We start from the raw sequence: 22,160 nt of genomic DNA, 5'->3' as shown, positions 1-22,160 counted from the left end.
TGTCTTATCAAGACAGTTGAAAATTGGGGGCTTTCTTACAGAGAGAGCGTGCCCCACAAGAGTAAGTAAAGCTCGCCTGGTTCTTATCATTTTTCCACATATTTTTGTGGTACGCTAGACATCAATATTCCCAGCTCGTAGCGCATTGTTCTCGATAAACGCTCGGCGAGGCTCAACTTCATCACCCATTAATGTTGTAAAAATTCTATCGGCGGCTATCGCATCTTCTATTTGAACTCGCAGTAAACGACGCATAGTTGGGTCCATTGTGGTTTCCCATAGCTGCTCTGGATTCATTTCTCCAAGCCCTTTGTAGCGTTGCTTCGATATGTTGCGTTCTGCATTTGAGATTAGCCACTTTATTGCGCTTTTAAAGTCCCTAATAGCTCTCATCTGCTCTCCCCGCTTGATTACTGCACCAGCTCCGATCAGCCCTTTGAATATATTCGCAGTATTCGCTAGCTGTTGGAAGTCTGCAGTTAGCAAGAACTTTTCATCGATGATTGAGGTTTTCGTATTACCGTAATGCTGTCGATCAATACGTAGCGAATGCAACTCATGTGTAGCATTATATTGTGGCGAGATTGATACGTCTATTTCTCCGCTATTATGTAGTTTATCCTGCAAGGCTTTTGCGGTTTGGCGTGTCGTGTCTAAAGATGTCAGATCGATGTTTACTCCGTCAATCACAGCTTCAAGAGAGGCTGTGTCATAGAGACAGCTCAGCCTGTCTACTACTGCTTGCGCAAGCAGGTGTGAGCGTGCGAGCTCACTCAGCGCAGCACCAACGATCGGTTCTGCACCTTCCGACGGCACTAGCTCTGCACTATGTAATGCTAGCTTTAGCATATAGTAATTTAATTCATTTTGGTCTTTCAGGTAATACTCGTCTTTTCCGGACTTTAGTTTGAACAGCGGCGGTTGTGCGATGTAGATATACCCGCGCTCGATTATCTCTGGCATTTGTCGGTAGAAGAATGTCAGCAGTAGCGTTCGGATATGTGCGCCGTCCACATCCGCATCAGTCATAATAATAATGCGATGATAGCGTAGTTTCCCAAGGTTATAGTCATCTTTACCGATTCCGCAACCTAAGGCAGTAATAAGTATGACAATCTGCTCGGATGAGAGCAGCTTGTCATATCGTGCTTTCTCAACATTTAGAACTTTTCCGCGCAATGGCAGAATTGCCTGAAATTTACGATCACGCCCCTGCTTTGCGGACCCTCCTGCTGAATCACCCTCTACAATATAGATTTCAGATTTTGTCGGATCTTTTTCCTGGCAATCAGCTAGCTTTCCAGGTAAACCAACGCCATCTAGTACACTTTTGCGACGCGTCATCTCGCGAGCCTTGCGAGCCGCGTCTCTCGCGCGTGCAGCATCGATGATTTTACCGCAGATGATTTTCGCATCGTTTGGTGTTTCCAGTAAGTATTCTTCCAAAGCTTTCGCCACGACTTCCTCGATTGGCGCGCGTACTTCCGAAGATACTAGTTTGTCTTTTGTCTGCGAACTAAATTTCGGCTCCGGAGCTTTAACACTGAGCACACATGACAATCCCTCTCGAATGTCGTCGCCAGTTGTCTCTATTTTTGCCTTCTTTGCAATATCAGTTTCAGAAATATACTTGTTAATTACACGCGTTAACGCCGCTCGCAATCCAGTCAGATGGGTTCCACCATCTCGTTGTGGAATATTATTCGTGAAACATAATATATTTTCATTGAAGCTATCATTCCACTGCATTGCGATCTCGATGCCAACGCTATCTTTTTCGCCAATGACGTGGAATATGTTTTGGTGTAGTGTCTGCTTAGACTTATTGATGTATTCTACGAAACCTTTTACACCGCCAGAGAATGCGAAATTGTCTTCTTTTCCGCTACGCTGATCCGCTAACCGGATTCGTACGCCATTATTTAGGAATGACAACTCTCGCATGCGCTTAGCAAGGATATCGTAGCGGTACTCAATAATGCTAAAGATTTCTTCGTCGGCTAGAAAATGTACTTTAGTTCCGCGGTTCTTAGTATCTCCAATCAGCATCATAGGTGAGACTTGTTCATCATCGCGTTTCTCAAGTACACGGTTCTGTACAATGCCTTGATGAAATTCAAGAAAATGTTTTTTACCGTTACGACGCACAGTGAGCCGTAGCCATTTAGATAGCGCATTGACACACGATACGCCAACGCCGTGTAGCCCACCCGATACTTTGTAGCTGTTCTGGTCAAATTTGCCTCCAGCATGCAGCTCAATCATTACAATTTCGGCTGCACTACGTTTCGGTGTGTGCTTGTCATCGCGCTTGATATCGGTCGGAATCCCCCGACCATTGTCAGTTATAGAAATCGAGTTGTCCGTATGGATAATTACGTGGATATCATTACAGTATCCAGCGAGTGCCTCGTCAATCGAGTTGTCGAGCACCTCAAATACGAGATGGTGAAGACCGGTTCCATCAGAGGTATCCCCGATATACATACCTGGGCGCTTGCGTACAGCCTCCAGGCCTTCTAGGATCTGGATTGAGGACTCGTCATAGCCATTATCCGCATTTGACTTCGCTTGCGGATTTTGCTGTTCAGTCATAAATTTTCCGATTCTTCGTACTGTGCTTAAATTCTACTGCTCGTATCTACCTAATCATATACGCATTGGCATTACTACATATTTGAATTGTTTATTCTCCGGGATCGTGATTAACGCACTTGATGTTGCATCGCTGCCCAGTGCAACTTGGATCATATGGGCTTTTAGGTTAGCAAGAACGTCTAACAAGTATATGACATTGAAACCTACGTCTAGCGTGTCACCGTGATATACAATTTCTAATTCCTCTCGCGCTTCTTCCTGATCGGCATTAGTAGACATAATTTTTAGCTGGCCAGGTGCAACGATACATCGCACACCTTTAAATTTTTCTGACATCAGAATCGCCGCCCGCTGTAAGGAATGCTGCAGTTCATCACGGTCTATCACAAACGTGTTTTTATAGCCTCTTGGAATCACGCGCTGGAATTCCGGAAACTTTCCCTCGATAAGCTTGGATACAAGTTCTACTTGGCCGAATATAAATTTTACCTGCGTAGGTGCAATGTCAATTTTTAATGAGTCATCTCTATCTTCCAGAAGCCGCTGCAGCTCAAGGATCGTTTTACGAGGAATGATGATTTCCTGGCGAGAGAATACGCTGTCTGTTTTCATTGACGCGAACGCAAGGCGATGTCCGTCAGTCGCCACGGCCATTAACTGATCACCATCGACCACTAGAAGCATCCCATTCAGGTAATAGCGGATATCCTGCTGTGCCATCGCAAAGTAGACCATCCCTAGTAATTGCTTAAACGTTCTCTGCGACACCGACAAGCTAGCGCTGCAGTCCTTTATCTGTGCTAGCATCGGAAATTCGTCAGCAGATAGTGTTTGCAGCACAAACCGGCTTTTTCCGAATTGAACAATCAGCCGTTTTGAAGACAATGCTAATGTGACATCGCCGATTGGCATCGCCCGCAGAATATCGACAAGTTTACGTGCAGCTACTGTCGTAGCCACTTTCTCGCTGCCAATTCCAAAGACAGCATGCGTGGTGATCTGCAATTCAAGATCAGTAGATAAGAATGATACATCTAGGCCATTCTTAGATATAAGCAAATTTGAGAGAATCGGCAGTGTGTGACGGCGTTCGACAATGCCGCTAACCATCTGTAACGGACGCAGCAAGGTGTCTCGTTCTGTTTTTACCAATTCCATAGAATTCCTTCTTGATATGGCGGTTTACTTACTCCGCATTGCCATGCGTAGCGAACAAATCGGCTTATTATCTACAAACCTACATTGTGCCTGAAAAACCCTCAAGTTTGACCGGTATGCGTACAGGCGTGATTATACCTAGTGCTCTAGGCGACGCCTGACAAGGAATAATGATAGCTGGGCAGCATAATATAGTTCCGTGTCGCCTATCCTTTAAGGGTTTGCTCGAGTACGTGCAGCTCATGATTTAACTGCACATCTTTGCTGCGCTCGTTAGATATTTTGCGCACCGCGTGCAGCACAGTGGTGTGGTCACGACCACCAAACAGTTCACCAATCTCAGGCAGACTCTTCTGTGTTAGCTCTTTAGCTAAGTACATTGCGATCTGCCGAGGCCTCGCAATATTAGCTGGCCGTTTCTTAGAGTACATATCGGCGACTCTAATGTTATAGAAGTCAGAGACAGTCTTCTGAATGTTCTCAACTGAGATTTGGCGGTTTTGAACTGTTAAAAGATCTTTTAACGCCGCTTTGGTTAACTCGATCGTGATTTCACGTACGTGAAATTTTGAGTATGCGAGAATCTTCCGCAATGCCCCTTCGAGCTCTCGCACATTTGATCGTAGGTGCTTCGCTACGAAAAATGCGACATCCTCGCTTACTAGAACGCCCTCAGACTGTGCCTTACGCATTAGAATCGCAACTCGCATTTCTAGCTCAGGCGGCTCGATTGCTACTGTTAGGCCAGAGTCAAAGCGCGAGATCAATCGGTCATCGATCCCGGAAATCTCTTTTGGATACGTATCACTGGTAATAATCACTTGCGCTTTATGTGCGACCAGTGCCTCAAACGCGTAAAAGAATTCCTCTTGCGTACGTGACTTACCGGAGAAGAACTGGATATCGTCGATTAGGAGTAAGTCAAGCGAATGGTAGTATTGTTTAAACTCGTCGAATGCCTTGCGCTGGTATGCCTTTACGACATCGGATACATATTGCTCTGCATGGATATATCGGATCCGTGCATGAGCTTGATCCTGAAGGAGTTCATTGCCGATTGCATGGATTAAGTGTGTCTTGCCAAGCCCAACGCCACCGTACAGGAACAACGGGTTATACGATACACCCGGATTATTAGCAACCTGGATCGCTGCAGCGCGAGCGAGTTGGTTCGCTTTGCCTGTAACAAAATTTTCTAATGTGAGTACTGGATTGAGCTTAGAACGCTCGTATGTGGAATAAGCATCAGGCGACGTACGGGAGTTACGCCATGCCGCCGTAACTTCGTTTGCGTCTAGATTTGAAATATCGAGATCCACGTTGTTATTCACGGTCACAGCGTCGGACATACTCGGTGCCTGAGATATCGCTGGAGAAGGTGCTGAGCCATTAGCTAGTTCAGTAGCCGACGTGTTCGAATCTGATGAAATAACTGTGTCTATAGCATTAGCGAGTATGCTACTGCTCTCACGTTTCACAGAGGATGCTTTCATGCCGTTTTTAGGATTAAGGATAAACTGTACTTGTACTGGATGTTTCCAAAAATCCCACGCTAAGTCGGTTATACGCCCCGAGAATTGACTTTTTACCCAGTCGAGCTTGAAGCGATTCGGAGCAGCGATACGCAGTGTGTTCGCCTCAACATCGAAGTCAACCAGTGCGAGTGGTTTGATCCACGTTATATACTGTTGGGGCGTTAGCTCACGCGCTAGCAGGGTTGAGCAATATTGCCAGAAATCGTTCATGTAGTCTGTTGTGGTGTCGCGACGTCGTACTCTCTACCCCGCTCGACGCGAATAGCCCGGTTTTCGTCAAAAGTTTCTTTATAAAGCTGCACAGCAAAGCTATGGAACGCACCTAGCTGTAGATGCAAACGCATTTCGGCAGTTGAAATAGGCGTACCAGATTGCCAGGATAGCCCAGGATTCTACTGCTAAAAATTTTAAAGCATGGCACGTTTGTTATCCGAAGAGTCAGTTGCGCGATGTTGTTTAGGATGTTTAGGGCAATGCCCGGTAAAAGCAAGCGTAAGATATTGACTCCGCAAAGAAAAGCAGTTCAAATGGATGGTTGTGCGAAAACTGAATTGTATGCTTAGTATGCGGAATCTCTCTTGTGCTAGCCTATTAGTTTTTTTAAAATACGCTATAGCCTAACCCCTAACGAATAAGAGTAGTATGAAACGTACTTATCAACCGTCTGTAACGTCTCGAAAACGCACCCATGGTTTCCGCATTCGCATGAAGACTGCTGGCGGGCGTAGAGTCATCAACGCACGCCGAGCGAAAGGTCGTAAGAGGCTGACTGTCTAAGTGGTGGCTGCCAATCAGAAATCTATCTCGATTTGTTCATCAATACCGATCAATATAGAGCATAGATGGGGTAATTCTCCGGTAGCGCACACTACGAACTTTCCAAAAACAGCAAGGCTGCGTAAAACAGATGAGTTCTCATCCGTTTTAAGTTTACGCCCATGTGTGCGCTCCACATACTTTATGCTATACCACCGCCCCACCGAGCAAGGTGCACGGCTCGGGGTAGTTGTTAGTAAGAGGCAAGCACATCGGGCGGTTACACGCAACCTGGTTAAACGATTAGTTCGCGAAGCGTTTAGATTGCGATGCTTAGAATTAACTGGCTGGGATGTGCTAATTCGGCTATCGCGTAAGATCGATCCAGCATACTTTCTAAGTTCTGGGTCTGTGGCACTTACGCAGGTGCTGCGAGCACAGATTGAAGGTTTATTCGTACACGCAGTTGCCTGCTTTACCAGTGCAGTGGCACACAGATTTTCAGAAAATAAGGCATTAAGAGTCGCGGACACTATAAGCTAGCAAACCGCCTTTTTCTTAAGGAAAAGCTATGATATGCAAACGGTATTAATCACGCTCCTGTACTGTTACAAGCTTGTCATGAGTCCTTATTTTGGTGGACGATGCCGCTTCTACCCCTCATGTTCCGACTATGCTAGCAGAGCAATCCAGTATCATGGCGTCGTACATGGAATCTATCTTACAATAAAACGATTATGTCGCTGCCATCTCTTTTCGGTAGGTGGCGTCGATTTGGTTCCACGAGTTCGTTCTAAAAAGCGCTAGTTGTTTATCTAATTCACCACAAGACAACGTATGGATATAAAACGTACTGTTCTATGGGCTATCCTCTTCATGTCGGTCATTATGCTCTACAATAACTTTCAGAGAGACCATGGACGTCCGTCACCGTTTTTCTCGAATACGCCACCGACTCAGACAACTGACCAAATAGCACCGAACACGACTATAACGGGCACGGGCCTAGTGGATCTGCCACGGACTGAATCGCCGACTAGTAGCAGTGGTAAGCCGAATAATGAGCAACTTACGCTTAATCACCGAAGAGTCCACTTTGAAACAGACGTATACGATGGAGATATTAGTACAGTGGGCGGCACGTTGTCACGATTATCGCTAATTAAGGGAAGTAAGAAGCAACCTGACTTGTATATCACGCTGTTCAATCAGACGGCTAATCATACATACTTAGCGCGCACTGGCCTGATTGGTAGTAATTTTCCAAATCATAATGATACGTTTGATGTCGTACCTGGTACGACATCACTATCAGATAACGCTAATACGCTATCAATTAGCTTCCAATCACCGATCAAAGGCGGCGTGAGGGTTATGAAAACTTATACATTCACGCGTGGAAGCTATGTAATCGGCGTTGATACGAAGATAGAGAATATTAGTGCTACCCCAGTGAAACCGACTGCGTATATGGAGTTGGTACGCGATGATACTTTAGTTGAGACACCACATTTTTCTCATACATTTATTGGCCCAGCCATCTATTCTGAGCAGAGAAAATTCCAGAAGATGAGCTTTTCGGATTTAAATAAAAACAAGCAGGACTATACACCCTTAGCTTATAACGGCTGGGTTGCTATGGTGCAGCACTATTTCGCTTCTGCATGGATTCCGCAGGAAGGCGTGCTACACCAGTTCTATGCAGATAAATGTGGCTATGATCTGTACCGCGTCGGTATCAAAGAGCCAGTACAAAACATCCCCCCTGGCGAGAGTATACATGTAGTTGCTCGCCTCTTCGCTGGTCCGCAGGAAGAGCGAAAGCTGCAGAAGATTGCGCCAGGCCTTGAATTACTTAAGGATTACGGTTGGGTGACTATTATTGCAAAGCCGCTATTTTATCTGCTCGAGGAGATTCATGGTTTTATTAGTAACTGGGGTTGGGCAATTGTATTACTTACGCTACTAATCAAGGCGGTGTTTTTCCCGCTTTCGGCGGCTAGCTATAAATCAATGGCGCGGATGAAGGAAATTACACCACGCATGCAGCAAATCCGTGAGCGCTTTAAGAGCGATCCACGGAAAATGAACATAGCGCTAATGGAACTATATAAATCTAAAAAAGTGAACCCATTTGGTGGTTGTTTTCCGATTCTGATCCAGATCCCTGTATTTATCTCACTGTACTGGGTCCTACTCTCGTCAGTCGAGATGCGCGGCGCGCCATGGATATTATGGATCCGTGACTTATCTCAGCAAGATCCATACTACATCCTACCTGTGTTAATGGCAGTCTCCATGTTCATTCAGGCAAAGTTAAATCCAACGCCACCCGATCCAGCACAAGCGAAGATGATGATGTTTATGCCGATTGCATTCTCTGTAATGTTCTTCTTCTTCCCAGCTGGACTAGTACTGTATTACGTCGTGAATAATATACTGTCGATAGCCCAGCAGTACTACATTATGCGGATGATTGGTAAAGCCAAGAAAGCTTGAATCTATCATGATATAGGTATAGCGATAGCAACTAATATAGTTGCACTTCTATTGATTTGAATTGATGCAAACTGATGCTGATCCAATTATTGCGATTGCTACGGCACTAGGTCGTAGTGGTATAGGTATAGTACGTATCTCGTTCGGCACTGCTGGCGCCAGCGCTGTTGCAGAGCTAATGGACGCGTTATTCCACGACCAGCTTGCACCTCGATCTGCTGTCTATGTACCATTTTTTGATGCAACTGGCGTGCCACTGGATCGCGGTATTGGCCTATATTTTCCGGCACCTCATTCATATACCGGCGAGCACGTTGTTGAGCTACAAGGACATGGTGGACCAGTCGTATTGCAGCTAGTGCTGCAGCGATGCCTAGATACCGGTCATGGTATCGGCCTACGACTTGCGCAGCCAGGCGAATTTACGAGACGTGCGTTCCTGAATAATAAGCTTGATCTCGCACAGGCTGAAGCCGTGGCAGATCTGATTGAAGCTAGCACTGAGGCAGCTGCCCGATCGGCCTATTATTCGTTAGAGGGGGCGTTCTCGAACGACGTTCACCGGCTAGTCAACGCGGTTATAGACCTGAGGATGCTAATTGAGGCAACTCTTGATTTTCCCGACGAAGAAATTGATTTTTTGGGAGCAATTAATGCGCCCAGCAAGCTAGAGAATATTTGTAATGCATTGGCGACTATTCAGCGCGATGCGAAACAGGGTGCGTTGCTGCGTGAGGGATTGTCAGTTGTGCTAGCTGGACAACCTAATGTCGGCAAGTCTTCATTGCTTAATGCGCTAGCGGGTGCCGAACTATCGATTGTGACGCCGATTGCAGGAACAACGCGAGATAAAGTTATGCAAACGATACAGATCGAAGGTATACCACTACACATAATTGATACCGCCGGCCTGCGTGATACAAAAGATGAGGTAGAAAGGCTAGGTATTGCACGGTCATGGAATGAAATCAAGCATGCCGAGATCGTGTTACATCTGATAGATGCCCGTAATAAAATAAGCAAGGAAGATTACAAAATCGCTGACCAGTTTCCAGTCGGAGTTCCAGTAGTACGGATTTTTAACAAGATTGATTTAGTAGGTATACAGCCGAACGTACGTGATTCTAAAGATAGCGATGCGCGAGAAATCTATTTGTCAGCAAAGACGACGATCGGGATGGAGCTGCTGCGTGCTGAATTGCTGCGTATTGCGGGATGGCAAGCGAGATCGGAAAGTGTCTACTTAGCACGTGAACGTCACTTACGAGCACTACATGCAGCAAGTTCGCACTTAGCAATAGCCGTAAAGCACGCAGCGTGCAACCTGCATGCACTTGATTTATTTGCTGAGGAATTAAGGCTAGCGCAGGAACAATTGAGTGAAATTACCGGAGAGTTTACATCAAATGATTTACTGGGGGTAATCTTTAGCCGATTCTGTATTGGAAAGTAATATAAAGCTCAGAGATATCTATTAATATTCCATGATATTCAAATCTGCACTGCCTATTTTGAGGTTCACATCCGGATTTATTAATAGCGAGCTGCTAATCGCCTCTCTTCTGTAAAAAAGAAGGAGGGTAATTTACTTTATCTGTAATTTGGTAGGGCGTGAGTGACTCGAACACTCGACCTACGGATTAAGAGTCCGCTGCTCTACCAACTGAGCTAACACCCCAAAATGGGGATATTCTATCAGGATTTTTATGTTGTGAATATATTATATGCTGCATGTTTTGGGGTTATTGACTGCCTATGAGTGGAGTTCATCATAATAGCAGCGTTTTTCTATGGCTTATTTACCTAAGTTAACGAACTGCTATTACGGGCGAAGCCGCTCTATACTGACACAGTCATACTTGTAGTGACTATTTAATTGGTATAACACAGACATCAACGGCGTATCTTCACCGTTAGTGATTCCGGATTAACAACATTTTGTATATCGCCACCCAGATACCCGAGAATATTATTAAACGCTGTCCGAAAATACAGCTCATAGCTCTCGCGTTCTACGTAGCCAATGTGTGGCGTGCAAATAGCATTTTCCATGCGCAGCAGTGGATATCCTTGCAAGATTGGCTCGTTTTCGAAAACATCCACGGCGACCATACCAGGTCGCCCTTTATGAAGCGCTGATATGAGTGCATTATCCTCGAGTAGTTCAGCTCGGCTAGTGTTGACGAACAGTGCTGTTGGTTTCATTTGCATGAAATCATGAGTAGTTACGATTCCACGGGTTTCCTCGTTTAACCGAAGATGTAGGCTTAGTACATCGCTTTCAGAAAAGAGTTGTTCGCGCGTCTTAACTACCTCAAAGCCATTGGCTTTCGCTGCTCGTAACGAATGTTCCCGGCCATAGATTAATACAGTCATACAAAAAGCGCGCCCATAGTTGGCGACGATCTTCCCGATTTCTCCGTAGCCCCAAATCCCTAGTGTTTGCCCCCGTAGTACTTGACCTAGCCCAAAGTTTGGTGGTAGCGCAGTAGTTCGCAAACCTGATTGCTGCCAAGCACCTTGCTTTAGATTTGAAACATATTGAGGAATGCGACGCTGTGCTGCCATGATGAGTGCCCATGTCAATTCAGCAGGTGCAACGGGTGAACTTACACCTTCTAGTACCGGAATTCCGCGCTCATTGCACGCCTGAAGATCTAGATGGCTAGATGTGCGACCTATCTGGCTGATAACTTTCAGGCGCGGTAATTTATCTAGTAATTTCGGAGTAATTCCTGTCCGCTCACGGAGTAAGACAAGCGCCTCTACTTCAGCAAGTCGGCTAACTAACTGCCCAAGCCCGCGCACTGTGTTATTAAACACCTTGACATCATGCTCGGCAAGTAGTTGAAAACATTCGAGCTTACGAATGGCGTCTTGATAGTCATCGAGAATGGCAATCTTCATGGGGAGGGAGAACCTTAAAACAGTGCGGTCTTTAGGGTGCATCGTTTGCACTACGGATGGATTGCTATGCTTGATGATACGCTGTGTAGTAAGTAGTCTATGGTGCCAATAGGGCGAAATCAGAAAACCGATTTATACACATCAGTACAAATATGTCGTATCGAGAATCAAGAAGCTTTTCAATTTTTACGTCTTGTAGAGCGTTGATGCGTGTCACGTTGTCAGACAGTATACAAACTGCGATGTTTCAAGCATCTGTTATAAAATGCCTGTTGTGAGATGCTTCTTGCGGTTAATTTTATAGAAATCATGTGTTTCTTTCTTATAAGAACGAGGATAGTTTTATAAATTTATCTGACTAAGTAGACACTTTTAGTGTTAATTTCGATATTCTTTAGGTACTGTAAAGTCTTCGAGTACCTCATAGTATTAACGCGACCCGGATAGCTCGCAGTAAGAATTTTAACTAAATATAAGCTCTCATAGCTCGGCATAACACGCTCAAAAAACTCCAATTAGACGGAGTACTGTATAGTTTCCTCAACTGCCAGGATCTGTTTGGTGTTACGTAGGTCCAAAAAGCTCACTTTATTAATTTTCGACGCAAAGAAGATGCAGGCTCTAAAACTGCGTTAACTTCAGCTAGTTGAAACGACCATAGGACATCTTTAGATAGATTAATCACTAATCGCACGATATATTTATACTATTCTGGATAGATTCTCTTGACTTAGAATAAGTTCATAAACACATCTAACATCTTAGAAATACAAATAATTCGTTCGTGCGCATTCTGTTGGTGGACTGTTCGGCGCATGTAAGTTCTATGCACTCTAGCTACTTAACAATATAAAACTTATTCAAGAAACCGGCGAAGATAGATTTTAAGATGATGCTGAGGTATCTATCTAATCAAACACTCTGGATTGTCATTTGTGTAAGATTCCATGAATTTTCAACTATCACTAACAAAGTGACTACTCTACACATCAGCACAGGATATTGGCACTAGGCCACAAGCTCAATGTTGTCATCTATGATATGCACATTATTTAATGCCGCTATTATCCGGTATGTTGACGATTATTTTCTATAGTAGCGACTAGTTAAAACTAATTTAATAGTGAACATCAAGATCCTTGACAGGTTAGAAAATGAGGGATATATGGAAGCATTAATTACTCATAGCGCTTTGTGTACTATCCCCGCTAATGCTAGTTAGAATTAGACAATTTGGCGTTCGTTTCGTGCTTCCGCGCACAGCAGCATGCATAGATATCTTTTTTATTAATAGATTGAAAGGGTTAGTAAGTAGAGAAGATTCCACATTGATATCTCATTACGTGCAGTCAGTGCGCCGCTAGCAAGCGTAATGCGTCACTAACTATCGGGCATTATTATCATCCCTTCCTAAGGCTTAAATACATAGTAAGAGACGCAGTAATATGAGAACTTTCTAGAGGATTAAGTCTTATTAGTGCCCTGCCGAATAACTTAGAAGGGCGATAAGTTCGTGCTAATAAGTTCATAACGAACGAAATAGGTATTAGGAATACCTGTATTTCTTGGTAATAGCGTTAAGCGTTATTTTCGGAGTGGCTAAAATTAGATAAGTCCTAACTACATTAGTGCACCTGCTCATCAGGTCACTTCTTGGGTGCTTCAATCAGAAGCCGAACCTACTGTTTTTTAAAAACACCCTTGCATTAACAGCAATACATAGGTGAAAAGTAGTTGCTGCTGCAGCAGGGCAATGTACGCTCGGCTATCGTAAAATAGTATGCATCTAGATAGAATGTCGCGTGTATATCTATCATCCAGTTTATTTTCGGCTACTCACGCGCGTTTACCCCGCTTTTACCTGACGGGTCATCTTACAGTCAATTTTCAGGTGGTGGTTCTCATAGTAAGATCTGTTCTTGATATAGTGATCCGAGTAGCTCGTTTAGCCTCTGGTTTTACCGTATTTAGTACTATTTCTTCGGTTGTGCTGCTAACCTGCTTACTACGTACTAAGGACTTTTTATAGGCTTTTTCCATGCTTCTTTCTTCTCAAATTCAAAGCCAATTGAACCATCTTTTTGTTTAACGAGGAATGCTTTAAAATTGCGCCCAGTGCGTGACGATTTAAAATTGGTGAGTAAATCAGTACGCCCGTTATCAAGCAGTTTTGTCATTTGCTCTCGTGTAATTTCCTGCTGCAGTATTATCTTTCCAGAGCGGAAATCACAGGTTTTCGGACTGGTGGCTTGATTTTCGCAAACATAGTTCATACCATGCCAGAATACGCGTCCATAACACTTCGAGCATTGACCGATAGGCTCCTGTAAGGAGAAGTCGGGTGTTGTATTATCATCTCCAGTTGTATCTTGTTCGAAGATAAATTCTAACTTGTAATTATTTACTGTTTCGTTGCGCACAAGTCTCAGGATAGCAGAGAATGGTCGGCCTATTTTTGAGCGAAAACCCGATAGTGGACCAATCAATTTTTCTAACAACAACTGCTCGACTTCTTCGATCTCAAACTGGCGACCACCCGGGATCTTTGAGATTGAGAAATCACATTTCATGCACGTAAAGCGACGGTAGTTTTCTTTGACCTTATTGCCACAATTTGGGCAGGGCGTTTTTAAAGTCGTGTAATCACCTGGTATCGTATCCGAATCATATTCCTTTGCGCGTTTAACGATTGTCTGGGTGATGCGCACGATTTCACGCATAAATTCTTCACGATCTAGATGACCCCGCTCCATTTGAGACAGCTTGTACTCCCATTCACCAGTCAGTTCAGGGGCAGTCAACTCTTCGACGCCTAAGCCATGTAGAAGGGTCATCAGCTGGAATGCCTTGGTTGTTGGAATTAAATTCCGGCCTTCGCGGAGTATATACTTCTCACTAAGCAGTCCTTCGATTATCGCTGCCCTTGTAGCGGGTGTACCTAATCCTTTAGCTTCCATTGCCTCGCGCAATTCATCATCCTCGACTAGCTTCCCAGCCCTTTCCATTGCCGAGAGTAGCGTAGCTTCATTGTAACGGACGGGTGGCTTTGTGTTCCATGCCTGAACTACTATTCTATCTATTCTAACCTGCTCGTTTTTTTCAATCGGCGTGAGACTAGCATCTTTATCCGCTATCTTATGACTGTACACTTCTAACCAGCCCGGCTCTATCAATACTTTGCCCTCAGTTTTGAAAAAATGTCCCACCACTTTTGTAATCCGAGTGGTTACTTTATACTGAGCCGCCGGAAAAAATACGGATAGAAATCTTTTAACTATTAAGTCGTATAGTTTATGCTCCAGTTCGGATAGATTTTTGGGTGCTTGTAATGTCGGAATAATTGCGAAATGATCGCTAATTTTTGTATTATCAAATATACGCTTATTCGAGCAAACCCAATTTTTATCAAGTATCTGTTTGGCGTGGGGTAAGTAGATATGGCTTTCTTTGAGTACCTCTAGCGTATTGCGGACCGTAGTTATATAGTCTTCGGGTAGTGCGCGCGCATCAGTACGCGGATAGGTTAGTATCTTATGCCGTTCGTAGAGCGCTTGAGCTAATGTGAGCGTATATTTAGCTGAGAAACCAAAGCGCACATTCGCCTCACGTTGTAAGCTTGTTAAGTCAAATAGTAATGGAGAAAGCTGTGTTGAGGGTTTTGATTCTTCGCTGACTATGCCGTTTTGCCCACGACATGCCGAGACAATTCGTTCGGCTGCAACAGAGAGCCAAAGTCGAGAGTCGCGTTGCTCGGGATCGCATTCGTTTTTATTAAATTTTGGCTCAAACCAGCGTCCTTCGTATAATCCTTTCGCACATAGAAATTCTGCTTTTACCTCCCAGTAGTCCCGCGGAATGAAGTGACGAATCTTCTTTTCACGGTCTATAACGATCGATAGCGTTGGCGTCTGAACACGACCAACTGTAGTCAGAAAAAATCCACCACCCTTACTATTAAACGCTGTCATCGCTCTCGTTCCGTTGATACCAACAAGCCAATCAGCCTCCGCACGACAGCGCGCCGCGTCGGCAAGAGGTTGCATTTCTTGGCTGCTACGTAATTGAGAAAAACCGTGTTGAATTGCCGTTGGCGTCATTGACTGAAGCCATAAACGCTGCAAAGGCCGCTTGGCTTTTACATGCTGCACGATTAGTTGAAAAATCAACTCACCTTCGCGTCCCGCATCACATGCATTGATCAGCCGGTCAACATCCTTGCGTTTAATCAGCCGGCTTAGTAGCTTCAGGCGAGATTCGCTCTTGGCAATCGGCTGAAGGTCGAAATAGGGTGGGATAACCGGAAGATGCGCAAAGTTCCATTTTCCACGCTTGACTGTATACGCTTGCGGCGCCGTGATTTCCACTAAATGACCGACAGCCGACGACAATATATAGCTATCGCTCTCATAGTACTCGTCATACTTCGTAAAGCCGCCTAGCGCCCGTGCGATATCATGTGCGACAGATGGCTTTTCAGCGATGATCAGGGCTTTTGACATGACTTTTTGAAAAACGAATGCGCAGAATAAAATGTATTTGTAGCGATAAAACCTAAATACATAGAGGCTCGAGCTGCAAGAAGAAACTATTGGAAATAGTGGGAGCTACGTATGATAAAAACGTGCCCAGATTCAGCGTGCCGCAAATCTTCAGCACAATTACATGCATGTGCGGCACAAGGTGACAATAACCGAAGAACGGGTAATTTTCGTGCCGTGTTGTTGTTATTCACGAGTCGACGAGAACCGGACGTAGTTTCGGCGCGTGTTTAATACGCGGCAATGAGGACAAGTTGCCAAGCATTTTCGTAATGATTTGGGGATAAGGTAGTACAGCTCCGAAAAAGCATGTGGCATAAGAATTCTCGATAATGATAGTCGGAAAATTTTCCACGTCGAAATCATATAACCGGTCAGCATGTGTCTCAATATCGACCCAAACAAAACATATCCCCGGATGCGTATCCGCAAGCGCGTCGAACCCAACTCGATATTCGCGGCACGAGGCACACCATTCCGCACATAGACAGGCCACAAATAGAGTGTCAGAAGATGAAAGGCGCATAGTAATTATGTCGGCGTCGTTATCAAGGTCGAGGGCAGGCATGATCGTAAAATACTGATAATATATCGTGGTGCTATAGTGCTAGTCATGCAAACAGTGACTGTAGCATGATTGGTTATATAGTCAGCAGGCAGTTCTGGCGGGGAGCATTGAAAGATCTCATGGCGTCGCCAGGATTTTTCCACATATTTGATTGCGGCGGTACTTCAGTTTTTTTGAGTTTCTCAGTCCTAATAAATGAGGGTCACTCAGGTTTTAAGCGCTGAGAGTGTGTTAGATTGCTGCTAATTGTGTTAGATTGCCGTTTCTAGTTTTGTATACTGCACCATTACCTGTTTGTGCCGGCTTAGCGCGCACTATCTAGTAATAGGTGTATTATGTATCAATATACAAAACTAAGAATAGTGTAAATATAGCGGCAGCTACTACTAGCTAGCCGTGTTGTAATTAATAAACTTAAATATAAGTAAACTTCTATAATAAGCACATCCCTTACCGTCATCGGCTATGAGTCTGATGCATTGCGGGAATATCCACTCTAACTTTGTAGCTTTCAAAAGCCATGCTGTCAGGAATTTATTGCTATATTCATTCAACAAGTACAGTAGCTAATTCTAGAGCTAGAATTATAGTTAGATAGCACCTATATCAAAGAGTAATAGCTAATTTGCTATTATTATGTTTTAATCGTCTAGAAAACCGTGAATACGGCATATGTAAAGTAGTAATACGTATTGCATGACGTTGTAGTGTGGGTAGATACTTTATCTAGGGAACCAAATAGTACGATCAATTTTTTATCTCGAATAAGCGCTTCTTTTACGCGCAGTTTCATCCAGCATAGCTCTTTTTCGGAAAGGCTTTCTTAGATGACAGTGTAGATCGTACGATCTAGGCCTACATCTATTTCTCTCATAACATAATGAACCCCCTGTCTCGAGCTAAATGCTATGCGTACTATACCGATACACGTACCAGCCTTAATAAAATAGCAATTTTTTTCTATCAATATTAGTAACTGAATTGTAGTGTTTACACGTGATAAAATCTTATAAATTCAGTAGGCTAAGTTTATGGCGCTTTCGACTCGTTATAAAACACTTCCGAAACGCACCTGAGCTCGGTACTGCTAGTGCAAGCGACAGATAGCTTTCGTACATTCTGCGGCCCTCAGATTAATTTGAAGGCGGTGCATATTAACTTAATTATTATCAAAAATAAAAAAGCGGATAATCCATCTTTTGTAGCACACAGCGAAACTCGCACGCGAAGATGGGTCGGATTGAAAGGACTAACTGACCATGACTTTGCTCAAAATACTACGTTATCCAGACAAGCGTTTGCACAGAGTCGCTACATCAGTCAAACATGTCGACAAGCGCATCCGTAATCTAGTGGCTAACATGGCTGAGACAATGTATCTAGCTCCTGGTGTCGGACTAGCTGCTACGCAGGTAGATGTTCATGAGCGTATTATAGTTGTGGACGTGTCTGATACCCATGATGCATTGTATACTTTTATTAACCCAGATATTATCTGGTCAAGTGAAAAGCGCCAGGTTAATGAGGAGGGGTGTCTATCAGTACCTGGCATTTATGAGAGTGTCGAGCGTGCTAACCAAGTCTGCGTGCGCGCATTAAACGAGAATGGTGAAGAGTTTGAGCTGGAGTGCAAAGAATTTATGGCGATCTGTATACAACATGAAATAGATCACTTGTTGGGTAAAGTATTTGTTGAGTACTTATCTCCGCTTAAGCAAATTCAGATTAAGACAAAGATGAAGAAACTCAATCACGCGATGTAATGACCGAGATAAAGTCTCCCCTTCGTGTGATTTTTGCTGGTACAACATGGTTTGCGGCGACTGCGCTTCAGGCGATTTACGAGGCAGGTATTACCATTCCGCTCGTGTTGACGCAGCCCGATCGTGCCTCGGGTCGCGGAATGAAGTTCTCATGGAGTCCCGTTAAACGGTTTGCTCTAGACCGGAAGTTAGAGCTCGCCCAGCCTCCATCGTTAAGGAGTGACAGCCAGTATCCAACTGAGGCGGCGGATACATTAGCGCTATTACATGGAACACCACATGACGTAATAGTGGTGGCTGCATATGGTTTGCTGTTGCCGTACACGGTTCTTAATATCGCACCGTATGGCTGCATTAATATCCATGCGTCGTTATTGCCGCGCTGGCGGGGCGCAGCACCGATCCATCGTGCAATCGAAGCCGGCGATCGAGTCACGGGCGTCACTCTGATGCAAATGAACACAGGTTTAGACATGGGCCCGATGCTTATGCGCGAAACTGTGATTATTAATCCTACAGATACTACGGGGACCTTGCATGATAAACTGGCTACTACCGGCGCGCGCCTTATTGTTGCCGGGCTACGTGAACTAGAGTATACTGGCTCGTTGCGAGTCACCCCCCAGCTAAGCGAAGGTGTCACGTATGCGCATAAGCTATCCAAGCGGGAAGCGGCATTAGATTGGCGTTTGCCAGCTGATGTTCTGTCATGCAAAATTCGAGCTTTTAATCCGTTTCCAGCTGCGCATGGGATACTAAATGGTATGCCGTTAAAGATCTGGGCTGCTGAGCCGGTATATGCTGCTAGTCCCCCTCTAACTCCCGGCACTATTCTGGCCGTAGATAGTGCTGGCGTCACGATCGCCTGCGGCGAGCAAGCATTGCGGGCCACTCAGATCCAAAAGCCAGGTGGCAAGAAGCTTATCGCTCGAGAATTCATAGCAGGATTCTCTCTACGTGAAGGACAATGCTTCGAGATTTAATTAATCTCACGCTGTGTTACTGTCGCAATAAAGCAATGTTATTCTGAGCGAGTCGCATTTTATAATTTTCATCGCTGAGCGCATTACTCTATAAACTAAGAAAGTTAGTATTTAAGAATTTTTTATTGGCGAAAGTAAGTATAAGACGCTATCATGGCTTCTATAGATTGCGCGAAGTGTTATAAAATATTGATATTCAGTCTGAATAAAACTTTTATATAACTAATTTTTATCGATAGGTTATTCTAACGTAGAGTACACTATACGTTTAACTATTCAAGAAAGCGTTACTTATGACCATAGCTTCGTGCTTTTTCTTATGATTAGTGATTAGTATAATAATTAGCGTTATATACGGCATGATACTTACGTTAGCCTTTGCGCTGTCAATGTTTCTCATATTGGCTGCTCAGAACAGATCACGTTAAAGATGTATAACTCGACAAGTTAACAAAACTAATTTTGTGCATTGCTCGTGTCAGTTTAATACTGCCCGTGCAGGGCTCTCGATGAGACCCAACCGAATGCATATGTAACCGGAAAACACGCTCAAAACGTAGCGATTATAGAGACTTAGTATTATGAATGTTACCTGAGCGCAACCTACATGGTGTGATAACAAACGAACCTGTATATACAAGCATCACTATATTAATATCAACAATTTTAAAGACGATATAGATATATACTACTATAGTATCCAATATTTGTAATGTTCTATGGTATTGCTATAGACTGATAGCATTGACTCAAATCTAAACGCGTGCTCCGACCTCTAACTTAATAGCAGTTTTGAGTGGGGGGATGTTAATTAGTGTATGTACTATATTTCATGCCTCAGTTTCATCTAAGTAGCATGTATTAATATTTAAGTTCATCTGACGAGCATAGTTCGAAGTTTCAAGTTATCATCTTGTTTACTCAAGCATGAGTAGCGTGTATTTATTAGAGGATTGCAATACCCTCTTTCTTTAGAGAAAGCATTAGTGATAATTCACCATTAACATAGTGAAGCGCAATCAATCAATTATGCAATCAATAATTTCGGATCTAGGCCAATGTTACCTATATGGTGAGGCATATATATCTTAATACTGCGTAGACTCCCAATCTATTTTAAATAGATGCTATGACAATAGCATCTAGGATACTATCCAACCTCTAGATTAGAGGAGGCTCTAAGTTCTAGGTACTATGTTGAATAACTCTAGAGCTCGCTCTAGTTAAACTAGAGATTAAAGCCCTTTCTCAGCACCGTAATTACTCGCTAAGCTATCGGTGTTTTACAGGTTATCTCATATAGTATTAAATCGTGGTTCTAATATTCACTTTAAGTTATAACTAACCTCCAAGCTGGATTTAGGGAGAGATAAGCTTAATGCTTATTTTTGATAAAAAAGCTATTCAATACAGACCAACCTGCTAATACTCTTTGTCTAACATGATGCTGAAATTTCCGATACTAATACCCATTTTCCCTGATTACTTCGTAAATTAATACGACAGGAATTTTTCGTCAATTTTAATGCCCTGCTTCGGGTTTTCCTGCAAAAATAGATTACTTTAGAGATATTCTACGGGAGATGATCTATAAGAAGCTTCTTAAGCTAAATAAGAACATACTTATTCTAAATAAGATTTACCGCCCAATCTAGGGTATTAGTAATAATTTTTGATCTATACGTCTCGGATAGGTGCCGTAGGCTATATAGTAATGCTCAATAATATCTTTTAATCTCAATACAGCACTCAATTGCATAGAGTACAGTTATTAGGAAGATTGTGCGCGAGATAAGAATCCGTTCAGATGCATCTAGTCATCATTCAGTAGCTATAGATGAAATTCGCAACAAGCTCAAACCGGAAGATAAGAGATTGTATGAGTGCATAGTTAATAATTTCTTAGAATACGCATATATTATGTTTTATACGAAATTATCGTTAAGCAAACTGGCTACTGAAGTGCTAAAGTTGTATAAAACTATCGGGGCAGTTTTCACGCAAACTATTAAGGCTAGAAAACTAAAAAATAGTGACCATGATGCACAAGATCAATCGCAGGGCATAGTCAGCTTGTTGTATAAAGCAATATGCAGGGCTTCCGTACATATATCTAGGTATAAAAATTTAAGTTAAATATACTACATATAAGGCTAAATAAATAGGTCTTAGTCTGGCTATGGTAAAAATCATCAGTGACATATAGTTTAGGTATCAAGATCTATAATCTGATAAAGTCGAGGAAAAAAGCGAGATCAGGACGCAGACATCGATCTTATGTATACAGTTATCCGACGGCAGCGATGCATCGGACTCTTTGGGTGGCATGCAAACATACAATACTTTGTAGCGTGGAAAAACATCATATAAAACTAATAGTAGTAACAGCGAAGATAAAGGCGATTTAAATGGCAACCATCCTGGTAGTAGACGACGAAATGGGTATTCGAGAATTGCTCTCGGAAATTCTAAGCGATGAAGGATATGCTGTTGATGTCGCTGAAAATGCCCGTCAAGCACGAGAGTATCGAGAGAAATTGATGCCAGATCTTGTGCTACTTGATATTTGGATGCCTGATACCGACGGCGTAATGCTGCTAAAGGAATGGGTAGCGCAGAGTCAACTGACAATGCCGGTTATTATGATGTCAGGGCATGCCACCATCGATACTGCAGTCGAGGCAACAAAGATCGGCGCATTAAATTTTCTTGAAAAACCAATCGCGCTTCAGAAGTTATTAAGCGCTGTCGAACAAGGACTGGTCGCACCCCCCCGCCGGGTAGATACGCCAGCAGTAGCTAGTAAAACACCTAGGGCGGCGGTACTAGTAGTCTCAGATACATTAGAGGCTATC

At 43.6% G+C, this 22,160-nt stretch carries 15 protein-coding genes, 1 tRNA gene and 1 pseudogene; 8 read left to right on the top strand and 9 right to left on the bottom strand.

All coding sequences use genetic code 11. The annotated features are described in order from the left end of the window. Window positions 1–114: 114 nt before the first annotated feature. The 4 genes from gyrB to K0T93_RS03940 all read right to left on the bottom strand — a co-directional run bounded on the left by gyrB (window position 115) and on the right by K0T93_RS03940 (window position 5,635). On the bottom strand, window positions 115–2,595 hold the full coding sequence (gyrB, locus tag K0T93_RS03955) for a DNA topoisomerase (ATP-hydrolyzing) subunit B (protein ID WP_225721375.1): 2,481 nt from the start codon (window positions 2,593–2,595) through the stop codon (window positions 115–117). Between the two features lie 54 nt (window positions 2,596–2,649). Next, window positions 2,650–3,756: a DNA polymerase III subunit beta gene (gene dnaN, locus K0T93_RS03950; RefSeq protein ID WP_225721374.1), complete on the bottom strand. Its 1,107-nt coding sequence runs from the start codon at window positions 3,754–3,756 to the stop codon at window positions 2,650–2,652. Between the two features lie 206 nt (window positions 3,757–3,962). Next, window positions 3,963–5,501 (bottom strand): chromosomal replication initiator protein DnaA, encoded by a 1,539-nt coding sequence (gene dnaA / locus K0T93_RS03945; RefSeq protein WP_225721373.1) that lies wholly within the window; start codon window positions 5,499–5,501, stop codon window positions 3,963–3,965. Continuing rightward, window positions 5,498–5,635, bottom strand: a complete 138-nt coding sequence (locus tag K0T93_RS03940) for a hypothetical protein (RefSeq protein WP_225721372.1) — start codon at window positions 5,633–5,635, stop codon at window positions 5,498–5,500. Before K0T93_RS03940 ends, dnaA begins: the two co-directional genes overlap by 4 nt. Window positions 5,636–5,933: 298 nt before the next feature. On the opposite strand from K0T93_RS03940, the gene rpmH reads away from it, so the two are divergent. Further along, entirely contained in the window at window positions 5,934–6,068 is a 135-nt protein-coding gene (gene rpmH, locus K0T93_RS03935) for a 50S ribosomal protein L34 (protein ID WP_216796281.1), read from the top strand. 14 nt (window positions 6,069–6,082) lie between these two features. On the opposite strand, the gene K0T93_RS03930 is transcribed toward rpmH, so the two are convergent. Beyond that, a complete protein-coding gene (locus K0T93_RS03930) occupies window positions 6,083–6,244 on the bottom strand; it encodes a hypothetical protein (protein WP_225721823.1) in 162 nt (53 codons plus the stop codon). Here K0T93_RS03930 and rnpA point away from each other — a divergent pair. The 4 genes from rnpA (at window position 6,186) to mnmE (ending at window position 9,999) form a co-directional block, all read left to right on the top strand. Further along, on the top strand, window positions 6,186–6,590 hold the full coding sequence (gene rnpA / locus K0T93_RS04565; RefSeq protein ID WP_445082808.1) for a ribonuclease P protein component: 405 nt from the start codon (window positions 6,186–6,188) through the stop codon (window positions 6,588–6,590). The genes K0T93_RS03930 and rnpA overlap by 59 nt on opposite strands. Window positions 6,591–6,623: 33 nt before the next feature. Then, window positions 6,624–6,854, top strand: a complete 231-nt coding sequence (gene yidD / locus K0T93_RS03920) for a membrane protein insertion efficiency factor YidD (protein WP_225721371.1) — start codon at window positions 6,624–6,626, stop codon at window positions 6,852–6,854. Window positions 6,855–6,884: 30 nt separating this feature from the next. Further along, complete coding sequence (gene yidC / locus K0T93_RS03915) at window positions 6,885–8,546, top strand: membrane protein insertase YidC (RefSeq protein WP_225721370.1); 1,662 nt, start codon at window positions 6,885–6,887, stop codon at window positions 8,544–8,546. 61 nt (window positions 8,547–8,607) lie between these two features. Then, window positions 8,608–9,999 (top strand): tRNA uridine-5-carboxymethylaminomethyl(34) synthesis GTPase MnmE, encoded by a 1,392-nt coding sequence (mnmE, locus tag K0T93_RS03910; protein WP_225721369.1) that lies wholly within the window; start codon window positions 8,608–8,610, stop codon window positions 9,997–9,999. A gap of 149 nt (window positions 10,000–10,148) precedes the next feature. On the opposite strand, the gene K0T93_RS03905 is transcribed toward mnmE, so the two are convergent. The 4 genes from K0T93_RS03905 to K0T93_RS03890 all read right to left on the bottom strand — a co-directional run bounded on the left by K0T93_RS03905 (window position 10,149) and on the right by K0T93_RS03890 (window position 16,559). Continuing rightward, window positions 10,149–10,224 (bottom strand) — tRNA-Lys (locus tag K0T93_RS03905). 215 nt (window positions 10,225–10,439) lie between these two features. Beyond that, the gene (locus K0T93_RS03900; RefSeq protein WP_225721368.1) at window positions 10,440–11,453 is read right to left on the bottom strand and encodes a D-2-hydroxyacid dehydrogenase family protein; all 1,014 of its coding nucleotides are present in this window, start codon (window positions 11,451–11,453) and stop codon (window positions 10,440–10,442) included. Between the two features lie 2,012 nt (window positions 11,454–13,465). Then, window positions 13,466–15,952, bottom strand: a complete 2,487-nt coding sequence (locus K0T93_RS03895; protein ID WP_225721367.1) for a DNA topoisomerase III — start codon at window positions 15,950–15,952, stop codon at window positions 13,466–13,468. A 229-nt stretch (window positions 15,953–16,181) separates the two neighbouring features. Next, window positions 16,182–16,559: a thioredoxin family protein gene (locus tag K0T93_RS03890; protein WP_225721366.1), complete on the bottom strand. Its 378-nt coding sequence runs from the start codon at window positions 16,557–16,559 to the stop codon at window positions 16,182–16,184. 1,259 nt (window positions 16,560–17,818) lie between these two features. On the opposite strand from K0T93_RS03890, the gene def reads away from it, so the two are divergent. From def to esaR, 3 genes and pseudogenes are all read left to right on the top strand, one after another. Continuing rightward, entirely contained in the window at window positions 17,819–18,322 is a 504-nt protein-coding gene (gene def / locus K0T93_RS03885) for a peptide deformylase (protein ID WP_225721365.1), read from the top strand. Window positions 18,323–18,330: 8 nt separating this feature from the next. Beyond that, window positions 18,331–19,305: a methionyl-tRNA formyltransferase gene (gene fmt, locus K0T93_RS03880; RefSeq protein WP_225721812.1), complete on the top strand. Its 975-nt coding sequence runs from the start codon at window positions 18,331–18,333 to the stop codon at window positions 19,303–19,305. Between the two features lie 2,408 nt (window positions 19,306–21,713). Beyond that, window positions 21,714–22,067, top strand: a pseudogene (gene esaR, locus K0T93_RS04560) (response regulator transcription factor EsaR); the annotation flags it as partial. Window positions 22,068–22,160 lie beyond the last annotated feature (93 nt).

The organism is Candidatus Vallotiella sp. (ex Adelges kitamiensis) (assembly GCF_020342435.1).
Taxonomy (GTDB): Bacteria; Pseudomonadota; Gammaproteobacteria; order Burkholderiales; family Burkholderiaceae; genus Mycetohabitans.
This window is presented reverse-complemented; position numbering and strand designations above follow the sequence as displayed.

Excerpts from the sequence above, each read along its gene's own strand:
- gyrB (WP_225721375.1), bottom strand. The coding sequence starts at position 2,595 with ATGACTGAACAGCAAAATCCGCAAGCGAAGTCAAATGCGGATAATGGC.
- dnaN (WP_225721374.1), bottom strand. The coding sequence starts at position 3,756 with ATGGAATTGGTAAAAACAGAACGAGACACCTTGCTGCGTCCGTTACAG.
- dnaA (WP_225721373.1), bottom strand. The coding sequence starts at position 5,501 with ATGAACGATTTCTGGCAATATTGCTCAACCCTGCTAGCGCGTGAGCTA.
- K0T93_RS03940 (WP_225721372.1), bottom strand. The coding sequence starts at position 5,635 with ATGCGTTTGCATCTACAGCTAGGTGCGTTCCATAGCTTTGCTGTGCAG.
- rpmH (WP_216796281.1), top strand. The coding sequence starts at position 5,934 with ATGAAACGTACTTATCAACCGTCTGTAACGTCTCGAAAACGCACCCAT.
- yidD (WP_225721371.1), top strand. The coding sequence starts at position 6,624 with ATGCAAACGGTATTAATCACGCTCCTGTACTGTTACAAGCTTGTCATG.
- yidC (WP_225721370.1), top strand. The coding sequence starts at position 6,885 with ATGGATATAAAACGTACTGTTCTATGGGCTATCCTCTTCATGTCGGTC.
- K0T93_RS03900 (WP_225721368.1), bottom strand. The coding sequence starts at position 11,453 with ATGAAGATTGCCATTCTCGATGACTATCAAGACGCCATTCGTAAGCTC.
- K0T93_RS03895 (WP_225721367.1), bottom strand. The coding sequence starts at position 15,952 with ATGTCAAAAGCCCTGATCATCGCTGAAAAGCCATCTGTCGCACATGAT.
- K0T93_RS03890 (WP_225721366.1), bottom strand. The coding sequence starts at position 16,559 with ATGCCTGCCCTCGACCTTGATAACGACGCCGACATAATTACTATGCGC.
- def (WP_225721365.1), top strand. The coding sequence starts at position 17,819 with ATGACTTTGCTCAAAATACTACGTTATCCAGACAAGCGTTTGCACAGA.